Origin of the sequence: Parapedobacter soli (genome assembly GCF_025460835.1) — a bacterium.
Lineage (GTDB): Bacteria > Bacteroidota > Bacteroidia > Sphingobacteriales > Sphingobacteriaceae > Parapedobacter > Parapedobacter soli.
Map to the genome: position 1 here is coordinate 64,491 of NZ_JAMXAY010000011.1, position 15,276 is coordinate 79,766.

Sequence of the window (15,276 nt, forward strand, 5' to 3'; positions counted from 1 at the left end):
CGTTTTAGAACCCTACATTCAATCCGATTGCCCAAGACTGTGTACGCGGATAAAACCCGCGGCTATCAATTCCCGGTTCAAAGCCCGTATCCTGCAGTTCCGGATCGATACCACTGTATCCAGTGAACGTAGCCACATTCCGACCGGTCACATAAATACGCATATTGCGGATGTATGTTGAATTTAAACTGAAATTATAGCCTAATGTGAGGTTATCCAATTTCACGAAATCTCCAGGCTCAATGTAATAGTCTGAGTATTGCGGATCGTCATTCAACTCGCTGTGCGTTGTAATGGCACTCTTCAGCATGTTATTTGGCAACCATTTTTTATTGCCAAAATACATTTCTTTGGTGTTGAGGATGTCATACGCAAACTTGCCGCGGAACATTACGGTCAAATCGAATCCTTTATAGGTGAGCGTGTTGCTCAATGATACCTGATATTTTGGGACACCATTACCGATGATAGCCAAATCGTCGTTGTTCATTTCCGACGCTGTACCCGTGGTGCCGTCTGCTTTGTGAAACAACCACTTTCCGTCGTCGGTAAAGCCGGCAAAACGCTTACCGTAGAAATTACCGACCGCTCCTCCTTCTTCCAGGCGAATGGCATTACCTAAATTGCCCGGCGAGGGCAAGCCTGCAAATTCCAACCAGTTTGCTTGGAACACATCACTCGACAGTTTGGTCAATTTGTTGAACTGGGAGTTTCCGGCGAAATCGATATTCCATTGGAAGTCGTTTTTACGCATTGCCACCGCAGATAATTGCAATTCCACCCCATGGTTGCGTATGGAACCTACGTTAGTATAGAGTTTATCACGTACAAAGGGAGGCTGCTGTGCGTTATATTCATATAGCAAATCGCGTGTCTCCCGATCGTACACGTCTAATGCACCCGTAATCCGGTTACCAAATAAGGCAAAATCGACACCCACGTTCCACTCAGCCTTTTGTTCCCACCGCAAATCAGGATTCGGGTTTCGTGCCGCCCCATAAGTTTGGTAGTACACGCCATCTTGTGGATACACCCCGCCCGTACTCAAGGTAACGAGCGATTGGTAGTTCGGGATACCCTCATTACCGGTAACACCATATCCAACACGCAATTTCAACTCATTGATTTGTGGTACGCTGCTGAGGAATTCTTCTTCGCTCAGGGTCCATCCTACTGATGCAGCGGGGAAATTTCCCCATTTATGGTTGGCACCAAAGCGCGAGGACCCTTCCCTACGGATGAGTGCTTGGACGAAATACTTACCACGATATGCGTAGTTAACACGTCCAAAAAATGCGATAAGCGTATTATCATCTTTATAGCTACCCATGCCTGGCCGCGGTAGCTGCGTATTATTAATGGCGCTACCTGCACCAAGGTTCCAATCCAAGAAGCCGTCTGTGGTGAAACCATTGTTATTCACTTCAAACCGCTCATATGTTCCATATTGGTAACTATACCCCAGCAAGCCCGTGATAGTATGGTCTTCCTGGAACGTCTTTACATAGTCGATCGTAGATTCAAGCGTTTTAGTCCACGACAGCTCATTCCGCTTAAACGCATAGGCCATTCCTTGATAGTCCGATTGGGGGCGCTGGTCCCAATCTTCAGTAGAGCGGTATTGGCGGTCGTTCCAGTTATTACGCAAATACGATCCGAATACCGAAGCCGATAAGCCGTCGATAATTTGCAACCGTAATTGCGCATCGCCCGAAAATGTCTGCTGGTCGCGTCCATTGATACGGTGCGCTAAACGGCCCAATGGGTTGTAGTTGTTGTAGTTCTGTGTTTCGCGGAACGTACCATCCTCATTATAAATCGGGGCAGTAGGATTCCGTTGGATAGCCTGCTCAAAGTCGCCCGTACCTCCACCTAATAGGTTAGCTTTGTTAAAATTCGACGCCAGATTCACCGAAAGCGTAAGCCGATCCTGCAATCCTTTTTGGTTGATATTAAGCCGGCCACCGAACTGGTCACGGCCATTCTCCCTCGCAATACCATTAGACTCGCTATAATATATCGACGCTCGGTAGTTGGTATTGGTGCTGCCACCGGAAGCAGCGAAGTTGTGGTATTGGCTGGTGTTTTGCCGATTGATCAATTCGTCATACAGATCGGTAGATGCACCGAAGTCCTGATCGCTATTGATAAGCCCTTCGGAAATAAGATTACGCCAATCCGTGGCCGACAAGTATGCTGGTTTCTTGTCTACATATTCACGCTGCACGTAGGTCGAATAATCAAAACGTGCGTCGCCCGCTTTCCCTTTCTTGGTGGTAATCAAAATAACCCCTGCGTTACCACGGGTACCATAGATTGCCGCTGCCGAGCCGTCTTTCAACACATCGAATGATTCGATATCATCCTGTTGTAGGAGATCGAGGCTACCACCTGGAATCCCATCAATAACAATCAATGGGGTACGTGTCCCGGTGAGTGATGTAACCCCGCGGAGCTGGATGGCGACGCTCGAATTCGGATTATTCCCTTGAGTACGGGTGATGTTCAAACCGGCAACCTTACCTTGGATTAAGTCCATCGGCGACCGGCTACCACCCGCATTGAAGTCTTCGGCACGTACGGTGGCTACCGCTGAGGTTATCTCCTTACGCTTTTGCGTGCCATACCCTACAACAACCACCTCATCCAAGCTCGCTGCGTCTTCTTCCAACTGCACATTAATGGTGGCAGACTGCCCTACCACGATTTCTTGGGAGGTATAACCCAAGTAAGAAAATACGAGGATCTCACCTGCTTCAGCAGAAATATTGAACTGTCCTGCGTCGTCGGTAGCGGCACCGCGCGAAGTGCCTTTCACCGTTACAGACACCCCGGTCAATGGGACATTGTCTACGGCACTGGTCACCCTACCGGTAATGTTCTGCTGCACAGCAGCCTCTGCTACTACATCGCGTGCCGAAGCACCGTTGCTGGCCGCTACTGCGGGTCCTGCCAGCAATGCAGCAGCCAACGGGAGAAATGTCAACCGCATTCTCCCACGTCGTGTTTTAGTTAATTGTTGGTTCATCGTTTTGTTTTATATAGTACATTATTCTTTGTCGGTTCACTGTCAGCTCCCCGTAATAAAACGGACTTGCCCATCCTAGGAGATAGGCGGCAACTTCCGGTCTCCGCTGCAACATTTGCCAGCGAATTGGGCTAAAAGATTTTAGCTTATAAAGGCGTAGAATTTGCTTTCATAGTATACACTTCTTAACAGGTTAACAATTTTATTTTTTACTCTTTTTGGTCTGTTCGCCGGGCAATACCCTCCCAACGATGGGGCTAAGGTATATAATAATTGACTTACCTCCAAGCAAAAATGATACATACCGCAATACGCCCAAACGATTCCTTTTTATATTCAACGCAATCATCCAGCATATTATAAGCAGAATTTCTATAAGTTTGTCCCAAATGAAACAGCTATGAAGATCATCGCAATTGGCCGCAATTATACCGAACATGCCAAGGAGCTCGACAACCCGGTACCCGAACAGCCGGTTATTTTTCTCAAGCCCGATACGGCATTGCTGAAGGATAACCGCGACTTCTACTACCCTGCCTTTTCCGAAGACATCCACCACGAAGTAGAGGTTGTCCTGCGCATCTGCAAAGAAGGGAAGCACATCGGCGCAAAATTTGCACACACGTATTACGATGCCATCGGACTGGGGATTGATTTCACCGCACGGGATATCCAGCGACAGCAAAAAGAAAAGTCGCTGCCGTGGGAACTTGCAAAGGCGTTCGACGGGTCGGCACCGGTAAGCATGTTGCATCCCAAGGTAGTATTCGGCGACGTGCATAACCTTAATTTCCGGCTGGACAAAAACGGGGTTACGGTACAGGAGGGCAACACCGCCGAAATGATATTCTCGTTTGAGGATATTCTCGTGTTCGTATCGCAATACATCACCCTGCGGAAGGGCGACTTGGTTTTCACCGGCACGCCAGCAGGTGTAGGCCCGGTAGCTATCGGTGATTACCTGGAAGGGTTCCTCGATTACCAGCGGGTGTTTCATTTTCACGTGAAGTAGCCATACATGAAGATTTTCTATACTTGCATCAGTTTACTTTTTGCTGTACTCACCGCAATGGGTCAGCCCGCCCTCATCAAAACCCGTGAATATCCGGTGGGCTATTTCCGCAATCCGTTAGCCATCGCACCACAGGCATCGGGGACGTTCGGCGAGCTGCGTTCGACACACTTCCATGCCGGTGACGATTACCGCACCCAGCAGCGGGTAGGTCTACCTATTTTTGCAGTGGCAGACGGCTATGTGGCCCGCGTGCGGGTACAGATCGGCGGAGGCGGCAACTCCGTGTACATCAATCACCCCAATGGGTTCACCAGCGTATACCTGCACATGCACGAGTTCAGCCCGCAACTGGCCGCCCTTGTGAAAGCCAAGCAATATGAGCTAGAGCGCTTCGATGTGGACATCCCTCTGGATTCAGCCGCCGTGCTGCTGAAAAAAGGCGACCGGATCGGCCTGGCGGGCAACTCAGGCAGTTCCCAAGGGCCGCACCTCCACTTCGAGCTCCGCGACACCGAAACGGAAGCTCCCCTCAACCCGCAGCTGTTCGGGTTGAGATTCCCGGATAATGTCCCTCCAACCATCCGGGGCATCACTTTATACGATTTGGAAGACGAGCCATTCGGCGAATATACGCCACGGAGACACCTCTCCCTCACCGACAAGCAGACCCTCCGCGTGAACGGCCGGTTCGGCATCGGCATCAATACCACCGACCGCCATGACGGTACCACTTTCAATAATGGCGTTTACTCCATCGAGCTTTTCCTAGACAATAAGCCGATAAGTACCGTTCTTTTCGAAGAATTATCGTTTGCCACCTCGCGGGCCATCCACTCGTACATCGATTATCCCTACTACATCCTCAAGCGTGTCCGGATCCAAAAAGGCTTTAAAGACCCCAACAACCCTATTAACATTTTCCATTTCCTGGAGGGCGATGGCAGCATTACGCTGACCGACAACCTCGAACATACGTTGATGTACCGTGTGCGCGATGCCCAGGGCAATACCAGCTCCCACACCCTGAAAGTAAGGAATGACCCATCGTACACGCCCGACAGGCAACGCACCACCGGCACGGCGATGTTCCGGTACGACCGCGAAAACCGCTTTACCGCAGACCATATCGACCTCATTATGCCGGCTAATGCGCTGTATGACCACCTGCATTTCAAATACCACCAAGGGGCCCGCCCCAAAGATGGCTACTCGATGGTGCAGCATGTACACAATCGGCTTGTGCCCCTGTTTGAAAGCTACGAACTCAAGATCAGGCCCGACAGCACGCTGACCGATGAATTGAAGCCGAAAGCAATCATTGTGGACGAGCGGCGCAACTCGCACGGTGGTAACTTCGACGACGGCTGGGTGCGTACCAAAACACGCTCTTTCGGTAGTTTTTATATCACCGTAGACACCATACCGCCAACCATCCAGCCACAAAACATCAGTGCGGGAAAAGATATGGGCGCTATAACCCGCGTGAACTTCAAAATCTCCGATAATCTTTCGGGCATCCAATCGTTCCGTGGGTTTATAGACGACCAGTGGGTATTGATGGAATACGATTCGAAATCGCGGTCGCTATGGCATGTGTTTGAAGACAGCCTACCCCGCGGCAAGCACAGATTCAGGCTCGAGGTGGTAGACTGGAAAGACAATGAACAGGTATATGAAGTTGATTTTTTAAAGTAATACCAAGTAGCAAAAAGTAGTAAATTCTAACGATATGGCAAAATTAAAAGTAGGCGACAAAGCCCCTGCAATTACGGCAAAAGACCAGCACGGGCACACGGTTTCACTGAGCGATTTCAAAGGCAAGACGGTCATCCTCTATTTCTACCCCAAAGACAACACTCCCGGCTGCACCACTGAAGCCTGCAATTTCCGCGACAACTACCAGTCGCTGCAGGCAGAAGGCTTCGAGGTAATCGGCGTCAGTGTCAATTCGGAGCGTTCGCACCGCAATTTTGCCGAAAAGTACAGTCTGCCTTTCAGCTTATTAGTGGATACAGACCAGCGTATTGTCAACGATTACGGCGTGTGGGCCGAGAAAACGCTTTTTGGAAAAAAATACATGGGCACGTTGCGCACTACGTTCATTATCGACGGACAGGGGATCATCACCCATATTATAGACAAGGTAGATAACCAGCGGGCCTCACAGCAAGTGCGGGAGCTGCTCGGCTAATCCCGGCTCCTATGCCCGTCATCAAGCGTGTGTTTTTCATTGCCCTGGCCGCGCTGCTCCTCATCACGGCAGCATGCTGGGGCTATTGGTCGTACCGGCAATACCGCTCTTACCAAACCACGATTCCAAGCGCCGCTACGTCGTTGGTGCGCATCCACGTGGACGGCCTTATCCGGGATATCGTCTGGAACGTTCTGTGGAATGGTGCGCACTATCGCAGTACAGCGGGAGGGCAACCGCATGCTTTACGTGGGGCGCAAACGGGTAGTGCCATTCCCGCCAACCTCTTCCTATACCAAATAGACCATCCATTATCCGGCGAGTTCCCCGGTATTTATTTCGGCTCGGTGGCTGTCAAGGACCCGGCAGCGTTTGCCGCGTGGCTGCACAGCCAATTCCAGATGGAGGTCAGCCAAGGCCAATATGGGACTATTGCGTCGTCGGCGCGCTGCCTGGTCGTTATCCGGCCAACGCGGGCCCTATTTGCGCTGTTGCCCACAAAACCAAAAAGTGATCTTACGGCACTCACTGAAATACTGGCTGATATGCTGCAGCAGGATGGTGGCAACGTGCCTGTAAGCAAAAGCGACTTCCACGGGATTACCCACGACCGTGGCCAAGTATGCGTGCGCACATCCCATCATCGGTTTGCCATCGGCTTTAAGAATGGGAAGGTATCGTTCAGCGGCCACTATGAAACAGGGCATCCACCGGGCCCACTGGCAGATATGCCACATTTTGCCGACTCCAACACGGCCAGCCTATGGGTGCAAGACGACCTGGCAGGTTTCTTACAAGGCCGTAAATTCGACATCGGCGACCATACTTTATACGGTGATAGTTTACTCCGCTACTATCACGGCCATCTTGCGATGGAGTGGAAGGGTACGACCACCCAGCGCGATACGATTGTCAACTACGACTACGACGATAATTTCGAGCTTATCGAAACACGGGAGGTTGTAGACAAAACGGTACCTGAGATTTACGCGTCGATAGCCGCCGATAGCGCACTCATCGGCTACCTGGAGCGAGAGGGTGGCATGCGCGGCATCTTTCCACTATTTCAGGTAAACACCAGTACAGCACCTTCGGGATACGTGCAGTTTCACACCGCACCGCAGCCCCGTACATTACCATCGGGCGTAGCTGCTAATAACGACCTCCTGAGCCTCCGGGTAGATTTCAGCAAACTGCGGGCAAGCGATTTACCGGCTGTTATAGCCCCCCATATACAGGCGGTCGAATCGCTTGAGTTATTGGGCCGGCCGGTATCGGGAGGTGGTGTGGCTGTGCAGGCCCTCCTCCGGATGGAGAACCCGCGGCTGCATAGTTTAATCCAACTGATTGACCTGCACTGAACAACGGCCCGCAGCTACCCAGTGGCCTTACAAGAACGTCATAAACGGCTGGCTGCCGTGATGGCAGCCCGGCGGGCTATGTGGGCAAACGATACCACCCTGTGCTCCTGCTCAAGCAGATCGTAGATGAGCAGCACCTTCCCCCAGATTATATCGCGGTCTGCATGCTGTTCGCGCGTTTCGGCCACGGTATCTAAAAAGTCGGCCAGGAGGCTCAGCTCTTCGGGAAGGAAACCGGCCTTATCCAGGTTCTGGCGGAATACGTTGGCTGGTGTTTCCAAGAGGTCGGTAATCGATGTACCGAAATACTCACCCAGCACGGCCTCGAGGGTCGATAGCGCCTCGGTGCGTTGCTCTTCCACGATGAGCCGCTTTACCTTCGCCAGCGTATGGCTAAGCTGTTGCATCTGTGCGGTTAGAGAATCCCTTTTCAGCATAGCTTATTCCGTCCCTCCTTCCATAACATAGCCCAGCATATACGTTTGGAATTTTTCATAGTATACTTTGAACCGTTCTTTGCGATGCGGTGCCTCCAGCTCTAGGAACAACACCCCTTGATCTTGGAAGTCGAACGGCTGGATGGTCATGTTATCTTTAAAAGAAACCCCTTTATTACCCTGCAGCTTATACACGGCTTCCTTGGCGCACCAGCATGCATAGAGCTTTTCGATGTGGTCGCGGCCAATCGCTGCCAGCTCGCCGGCTTTCATGAACTTTTCTGCAATGCGGACAATTTTCGGTTTCACCAGCTCCAGGTCGATGCCCACCTCGCCGTTGTCGCTCAGCATCACCGCCGCATAGTCAAACGAGTGCGTAAGCGAGATACGCTGTGGGAAATTTGCCAGGTAAGGCTTGCCGTTTTCATCCGACGGGCAATCAATGTAACCCGGGGTATTCAACATCGTCCGCAGCAATACCCGCGTAGCCAACCAGTGCAACGTCCGTTTACCCTTATTCAATCGACTCAGGATAGCCTTTTCGCGGCTATCCAATTGCAGGCGGCTAATCAACTCTTCCGCCGATTCCTCAATCCGCCATATCGCAAACCGGGCATTGTGGTCCAACTCCCGTAAATATACCAACGCCATAGAGCCAAACTTACCTAAAATTGTTATTTAAAAGTAGTTATTTATTGCCGTTTCCTTAAAAATATGATTCATTAGTGTATTTTTGCGCATCTCGCATGTCAAAGCAAAATGATTTTATCCGATAAACGTATTTTAGAAGAGATCGAGCGCGGCTCGATTGTGATTGAGCCTTTCCGCAGGGAGTGCCTCGGCACCAATTCGTACGACGTGCATTTGGGCAAATACCTGGCTACGTACAAAGACCGTGTGCTGGATGCAAAAAAGCACAATGAAATCGTGCATTTCGAAATCCCGAAAAGCGGTGTTGTGCTGGAGCCGAACACCCTATACCTTGGCGTAACCCTTGAATATACCGAAACGCACAACCACGTCCCGTTCCTGGAAGGCAAGTCGAGCACGGGCCGGCTGGGTATAGACATCCACGCTACGGCGGGCAAGGGCGATGTGGGATTCTGCAATACGTGGACCCTCGAGATATCTGTGACGCAGCCGGTACGGGTGTATGCGGGGATGCCCATAGGCCAGCTCATTTACTTCCATGTGGAAGGTGATATCGAGATATTCTACAATACCAAGGGCAATGCCAAATACAACCGCAAAACTACGCGCCCGGTAGAAAGCATGATGTGGAAGAACGAGTTCTAGCGCGGCAACTACGTGTTAGCTGCCTCAGAATTCCATGAGATACGCCTTCAGGAATTCGTCGATATCGCCATCTAATACCGCCTGCGTGTTGGATGTCTCCACATTGGTACGCAGGTCTTTGACCAATTTATACGGGTGCAGCACGTAATTTCGTATTTGCGAGCCCCATTCGATTTTCTTCTTACTGCCCTCGATGGCTGCCGAAGCCTCCTGCCGCTTGCGCATCTCTATCTCATACAGCTGTGATTTCAGCAGGCGCAGTGCGTTTTCTTTGTTCTGCAGCTGCGATCGGGATTCCTGGTTTTTGATAATGATACCGGTAGGTTTGTGGTGTAGGCGGACGGCGGTCTCCACCTTGTTTACGTTTTGGCCGCCTGCCCCGCCGGAGCGGAAGGTATCCCAGTCTATTTCCGAATCCTTCACTTCGATTTCGATATTGTCATCCACCAGTGGGTACACATACACAGATGCGAACGACGTGTGCCGCTTGGCGTTGGAATCAAACGGTGAGATCCGCACCAGTCGGTGCACGCCGTTTTCACCTTTAAGGTACCCGTAGGCGAAATCGCCCGAAAACTGCAGCGTGACCGTTTTGATTCCTGCCACTTCGCCCTCCTGGTAATCCTGCTCGGTTACCTTATAGCCGCTTCCTTCGCCCCACATGATATACATCCGCATCAGCATGCCCGCCCAATCGCAGCTCTCGGTGCCACCGGCTCCGGCCGTGATCTGCAACACGGCGTCCATCTGGTCTTCCTCGGCGCTGAGCATATTTTTAAATTCCAGCTCTTCCACCTTCCGCAGGGCGATGTCGTACTGCTCCTGCGCTTCCGCCTCGGGTGCGTCGCCGGCTTGGTAAAATTCAAACATCACAACGGCGTCGTCTACCGCTGCAGCGACTTCGTCGAAATGATCGGTCCAAATCTTTTTGCTTTTGATGGATTGCAGGACTTTTTCGGCCGCTTTGGAATCGTCCCAAAAGCCGGGTTCCATTGTGGTGGCCTGCTCGCTTTCTATTTCCTGTTTGCGCGTATCGACGTCAAAGGTGCCTCCTTAGGGAAGCTGTTCGATCCCTCAAGTCCTGTATTTGTTCTTTGGTCATAGGTGCAAAGGTATGGATTTTTGATTTTCTCTGGCTTATCTTTTTATCCCTACCTATCAGGGTGCCACCAGCTGCATCAATATGCCACAAAGGTAGCCCGCGTAGGTACCGATGGCGTAGCTGAATACCGAGATGAATACCCCGACAGGTACCAGTGCCGGGTGGAATGCGCCGGCGGTAACCGAAGCGGAAGCCACGCCACCGATATTACCCATACTGCCGATGGCAAAAAAGAAAAACGGTGCACGCACAATCTTGGCAACGATAAAAAGCAGCAATGCGTGGAAGGCCAGCCAGGTGAGGCCTACCAGAAAAAGCCCGGGGTTATCCATGATGGCAAATACATCCATCTGCATACCGATGGTAGCGATGAGCACATATAGAAAGACCGTTGCCAAACGCGATGCTCCCACGGTTTCCAACCGCCGCGCACGGGTAAACGACAGCCCTACCCCCATCAGTGTAGCCAGCAGGATAAGCCAGAAAAAGCTGGAAGTCAGGCTGAATTTATCGAGCTGCGGGGCGTGGGTTGTGATGTATCCCGCGATAACGCCCGACAAGAGATGGGCGATCCCGGTAACACCGAGTGCAATGCCCAGCATGATGATGAAGTCTTTGGTTTCCGCTGCCTTGGTGGTTTGGCCACCGTATTCGGCCATGCGTTGCGTCAGCTCCTGCACCTCGCCCCCATCCGCCTTGAAAAAAGCATCAAACTGGCGCTGCTTGCTTGCGCCGTACAGCAACACCGCCATCCACCCGTAGGCCACAAACACATCTACCGCGACCGTTGCCGCAAAAATCTCCGGCGAGGGCTCGAATATGCGGAACAGGGCTGCCTGATTAGCCCCGCCCCCTATCCAAGATCCGGCCAGCGTAGCCAAACCTTTCCATACCTCGCCTCCTACCACATCGGGTGCGAAGAGGGAGAACAGCCACACGGCAAATGGGCCGCCAAGCACAATGCCGATCATGCCAGTGAAAAAGAGTAGCCCCACTTTCTTGCGGAGTTTCCACACCTCACGGAAGTTGATGTTCAATGTGAAAAGCACCAAGCACGCCGGGAGCAGGTAATTGGAGCTCATACTATATAATTCCGATTTGGTGCCGTCGATCACATCGAACGAATTGAATAATCCAGGCACGAAATAACAAAGCAACAGCGGCGGCAGGATAGTATAAAACTTACGTAGCCCCGCGTGCTTACTATTGGACGTATAGAAAATCACCGCCAGGATAACCATCAGCAATCCGAATACGGCGGCATCGTCGGTAATCAGCGCGGGAGTGTTTGCAGCGTTATCCATGGTCGTCAATTGGCGTGGATCAATATTAATGGTACGCCGCCAAAGGTAAAAAAAAAGCCCGACACCATAAGGCCGGGCTTCACACCTATTAAAAACCAAATTCACATAATCCGCATCACTGTTGCAGATTCAATCGGATAGGCAAGGTGTACGCCACCCGCACGGGCCGGCCATTCTGAACACCCGGCGACCACTTGCTGCTGCTTTGCAATACACGGATGGCGGCTTCACCTGTGCCGTAACCCAAATCCCTTACTATTTTCATGTCGGTCAAGCTACCGTCGGTCTCCACCACAAACGAAAGTTGGACCATGCCATTTACCCCGGCTTCTATCGCTTCTTGCGGATAATCATAATTCCTACCAACATACTCCATGAATGCACGCATACCCCCCGGAGGCATGGGGTTTATTTCAACTGATTGGAATAAGCGGTCCCTTGGTTCCTCCTGCGCCTCTTTTTCGGTTTCTTCCGGTTCACTATCGGGGGTCCGCACCTGCATAACCGGTGGCTCGGGGTATTTTTTCTCTGCTGTCGCCTCCGCCCGGCCATTGCTTCCGGCAGCGGGTTCAACCGGAGGCGGCGGTGGCGATTGATAACCTACGATGACAATATCACCCAACGCATTATAGTCGCCCGACACGGGCGGCGGCGGTGGCATGTCACTGGGCTCCATCCCGGAAATCCTAAAATTGATGGTCGCCAAACTTTTACCTTCCGGTGCTGCATGCTGCACCTGCTCCAATTGGAGTGCTTTCACCACCTCTTCCTCCTGGCCGTCGCCCATTTCGTTGAGGAATGAAATGCTTTCGATGGTGCCCTGGTCGGTCTTCTCGAATGTGAAGGCCAGCACACCCTGCGTACCGTTGCGAAGGGCTTCCTCGCGGTACACCACATAAGTACCCAATACTTTCTTGAATTCTTGCGCATCGATAGCCGCCTTACCCGATGCCTTGGTGCTTTGGTGGTTGCATGCGAGTGAAAAAACAAGCATCCCCGCAACCACGGGCAATAGTGCCGCGTAGCGCCAGCTATGGAGCCGGGGTGACTTATCGCGCAATAGCATGGCTACCCGCCACCTCAACAGGCCACTGCTTGAAAACGAGTTGGCCAACACAGGGCCGCTTACCCCCATGGCGCGAGACACCAACAGCTCGGCGTAAGCGAACTGATTGTTAGCAGCCGTCTTTCCATCGGCTATGTACTCGTGTTGCAGGCGCAATGCCCGCTCATAGAGATATACCACCGGGTTAAACCAGTTGAAAATCTTGACCACCTGCATCACCACGATATCGGCGCTGTGCCACTGCCGCGCATGCACCTGTTCATGGCGGGCAATCTGGTCGCTCCCATACGCCGTGTGGTCGATGCGTATCATGCCGAAAAAGGAAAACGCCTGTCCCGCCACCACCTTCCGCAATGCACGGATGGTCCCAAATGCTTGCAATAGCACAAAGAACAGGGCTACGCCACAGCCCGCCATATACAGCATAACGATGTAAGACATTATCCCTACGGGAGACCCGGCAGCACCCGCCTCGCCCGCCGCCGTACCGGCGGCTGCCGTACCGCCTAGCTCGATAATGGGTAGCTGATATTGGTACACCACACTATCGTCAAAACCGGCATATTCAGCAAGCGGAAGTGCAAACGCGAGCAACAAGCCCGTAAGCAGGTAAATCCGGTTCCCTTGGAAAAATGTTTCCCGGCGCAAAAACAGGTAGTAAAAGCCATAGAAAACGGCGAGATATAGGTTGGCCAGCACTAGATACATCATAACATTAAGTTTTAATCGTGAACGATAAGGTTACGCCATCACTTCTTTTTCTTCTTGGCCTCTTCAAGCAGCTTAAGCAATTCGTCGGCATCTCTCATGTCGAGCTTCTGCTCTTCAACGAAGAACGAAAGCATGTTCCGCGCCGAATCGCCAAAATAGCCGTGCAACAACTTGCCCGTGGCAAATGCACGGTAGTCTTCCTTTGAAACAACCGGATGGTACCGGTGGCTTTTCCCAAAAGCCTCATGCCCCACGAATCCTTTGGTTTCCAGTATCCTAATGATGGTAGACACGGTATTATAAGCAGGTTTCGGATTGGGTAGCCGCTTGATGATATCCTTTACAAAAGCCTTTTCCAGGTTCCATAATTCCTGCATGATCTGTTCTTCCGCGCGCGTCAGCTCCTTGAGTTTTTTCATCTTTTTATCTTTATTTTCCATAACGTCTTTCCAAACATATACCCAAAGATACAACTAATTATTTAGTTTTCAAATTAAATTTTTAGTTTTTTATCAAAAAGCCATCAGTAATCCAAGTATCCCAATCTTTTTACGTTAGCATGAAGTTACCATCAGGAAATTTATGCGTACTTTGTGGGCAACAAAATAGACGGGAGTACATGAAGATCGGTATCGTATGTTATCCTACCTTTGGTGGAAGCGGTGTAGTTGCCACGGAGCTGGGCAAGGCGTTGGCGGCCCATGGGCACCAGATTCATTTCATCACCTACAGCCAGCCTGCGCGATTGGATTTCTTTTCGGAGAACCTATACTACCATGAGGTTACGATATCCAAGTACCCGTTGTTTGATTTCCCTCCTTACGAGCTGGCATTGGCCAGCAAGTTGGTCGATGTGGTCCGGTTTGAACAACTGGATGTATTGCATGTACATTATGCGATTCCCCATGCTTCGGCGGCATTCATGGCCAAGCAGATCCTGGCCACCTACGGTATCAATATACCGGTGGTCACCACTTTACACGGCACCGACATTACGTTGGTGGGCAAAGACGCTAGTTATAGCCCGGTTGTCACGTTTTCGATCAACCAGTCTGATGGCGTTACTGCTGTTTCCGAAAACCTGAAGACGGAGACACTGAGCCATTTCGACATCAAGCGCGAAATCCGCGTTATTCCCAACTTCATCGACTTGGACCGTTTCAGCCTCAAACCACGGCAGCATTTCAAGCAGGCTATTGCCCCGGGCGATGAACGCGTGCTGGTACATACGTCCAATTTCCGTAAGGTGAAACGTACCACCGATGTAATCCGTATCTTCAAGAAAGTGCAGGAAAAAATCCCCAGCAAGCTGCTGATGGTGGGCGATGGGCCGGAACGTACCGCTGCCGAGCAACTGTCGCGTGAATTGGGCGTGGCCAATGACATCCGTTTCCTCGGCAAGCAAGATGCTATCGAAGAGATACTTTCTGTGTCTGACCTGTTCCTCATCCCTTCCGGCTCGGAAAGCTTTGGCTTGGCAGCCTTGGAGGCCATGGCCTGCAAGGTACCTGTTATCTCTTCAAACTCGGGTGGACTTCCCGAACTGAACGTAAACGGCGTAACCGGATTCCTCAGCGATATCGGCGATGTAGACGCCATGTCCGCTAATGCGATTTATATCCTCGAAGACAATGATCGGCTGGAGCAGTTCAAAGAGGCTGCACTGAACCGGGCGAAAGACTTCCAGTTAGCCAACATCATGCCGCTATACGAGGACTATTACCGGGAAGTCATCGCTGGCAGTTAAAAAATTTCTTTTATCTTT

Annotated in this window: 13 protein-coding genes; 6 read left to right on the forward strand and 7 right to left on the reverse strand. The window is 51.4% G+C overall.

What is annotated here, in order from left to right:
• Positions 1 to 4: 4 nt before the first annotated feature.
• Entirely contained in the window at positions 5 to 2,992 is a 2,988-nt protein-coding gene (locus NGM62_RS06950; protein ID WP_262246780.1) for a SusC/RagA family TonB-linked outer membrane protein, read from the reverse strand.
• A 436-nt stretch (positions 2,993 to 3,428) separates the two neighbouring features.
• Here NGM62_RS06950 and NGM62_RS06955 point away from each other — a divergent pair, with 436 nt between their 5' ends.
• From NGM62_RS06955 to NGM62_RS06970, 4 genes are read left to right on the forward strand one after another with little or no spacing between them, the layout of a single operon-like run.
• Positions 3,429 to 4,040 carry a fumarylacetoacetate hydrolase family protein gene (locus NGM62_RS06955; protein WP_262246781.1) on the forward strand — a complete coding sequence of 204 codons (612 nt, stop codon included), beginning with the start codon at positions 3,429 to 3,431 and terminating at the stop codon, positions 4,038 to 4,040.
• Positions 4,041 to 4,046: 6 nt separating this feature from the next.
• On the forward strand, positions 4,047 to 5,738 hold the full coding sequence (locus NGM62_RS06960; RefSeq protein WP_262246782.1) for a M23 family metallopeptidase: 1,692 nt from the start codon (positions 4,047 to 4,049) through the stop codon (positions 5,736 to 5,738).
• Positions 5,739 to 5,772: 34 nt separating this feature from the next.
• On the forward strand, positions 5,773 to 6,234 hold the full coding sequence (bcp, locus tag NGM62_RS06965; RefSeq protein WP_262246783.1) for a thioredoxin-dependent thiol peroxidase: 462 nt from the start codon (positions 5,773 to 5,775) through the stop codon (positions 6,232 to 6,234).
• Positions 6,235 to 6,245: 11 nt separating this feature from the next.
• Positions 6,246 to 7,595 carry a hypothetical protein gene (locus tag NGM62_RS06970; protein WP_262246784.1) on the forward strand — a complete coding sequence of 450 codons (1,350 nt, stop codon included), beginning with the start codon at positions 6,246 to 6,248 and terminating at the stop codon, positions 7,593 to 7,595.
• A gap of 38 nt (positions 7,596 to 7,633) precedes the next feature.
• Here the strand turns inward: NGM62_RS06970 and NGM62_RS06975 are convergent, their stop codons facing one another.
• Together NGM62_RS06975 and NGM62_RS06980 are read right to left on the reverse strand one after the other, a co-directional pair.
• The gene (locus NGM62_RS06975) at positions 7,634 to 8,032 is read right to left on the reverse strand and encodes a hypothetical protein (RefSeq protein ID WP_262246785.1); all 399 of its coding nucleotides are present in this window, start codon (positions 8,030 to 8,032) and stop codon (positions 7,634 to 7,636) included.
• Between the two features lie 3 nt (positions 8,033 to 8,035).
• Positions 8,036 to 8,683 carry a 4'-phosphopantetheinyl transferase family protein gene (locus tag NGM62_RS06980; protein ID WP_262246786.1) on the reverse strand — a complete coding sequence of 216 codons (648 nt, stop codon included), beginning with the start codon at positions 8,681 to 8,683 and terminating at the stop codon, positions 8,036 to 8,038.
• Positions 8,684 to 8,791: 108 nt separating this feature from the next.
• On the opposite strand from NGM62_RS06980, the gene dcd reads away from it, so the two are divergent.
• Positions 8,792 to 9,328, forward strand: a complete 537-nt coding sequence (gene dcd / locus NGM62_RS06985; RefSeq protein ID WP_262246787.1) for a dCTP deaminase — start codon at positions 8,792 to 8,794, stop codon at positions 9,326 to 9,328.
• A gap of 24 nt (positions 9,329 to 9,352) precedes the next feature.
• On the opposite strand, the gene prfB is transcribed toward dcd, so the two are convergent.
• The 4 genes from prfB to NGM62_RS07005 form a co-directional block, all read right to left on the reverse strand.
• A protein-coding gene (gene prfB, locus NGM62_RS06990) for a peptide chain release factor 2 (protein ID WP_262246788.1) occupies positions 9,353 to 10,430 on the reverse strand; the annotation gives its coding sequence in 2 pieces (ribosomal slippage) (positions 9,353 to 10,369 and positions 10,371 to 10,430; 1,077 coding nt in all).
• Between the two features lie 56 nt (positions 10,431 to 10,486).
• Complete coding sequence (locus NGM62_RS06995) at positions 10,487 to 11,734, reverse strand: DUF819 family protein (RefSeq protein ID WP_262246789.1); 1,248 nt, start codon at positions 11,732 to 11,734, stop codon at positions 10,487 to 10,489.
• 115 nt (positions 11,735 to 11,849) lie between these two features.
• The gene (locus NGM62_RS07000; protein ID WP_262246790.1) at positions 11,850 to 13,511 is read right to left on the reverse strand and encodes a M56 family metallopeptidase; all 1,662 of its coding nucleotides are present in this window, start codon (positions 13,509 to 13,511) and stop codon (positions 11,850 to 11,852) included.
• Between the two features lie 38 nt (positions 13,512 to 13,549).
• Positions 13,550 to 13,930 carry a BlaI/MecI/CopY family transcriptional regulator gene (locus NGM62_RS07005; protein ID WP_262246791.1) on the reverse strand — a complete coding sequence of 127 codons (381 nt, stop codon included), beginning with the start codon at positions 13,928 to 13,930 and terminating at the stop codon, positions 13,550 to 13,552.
• A 200-nt stretch (positions 13,931 to 14,130) separates the two neighbouring features.
• On the opposite strand from NGM62_RS07005, the gene bshA reads away from it, so the two are divergent.
• Entirely contained in the window at positions 14,131 to 15,258 is a 1,128-nt protein-coding gene (gene bshA / locus NGM62_RS07010; protein ID WP_262246792.1) for an N-acetyl-alpha-D-glucosaminyl L-malate synthase BshA, read from the forward strand.
• The last annotated feature ends 18 nt before the right edge of the window (positions 15,259 to 15,276 follow it).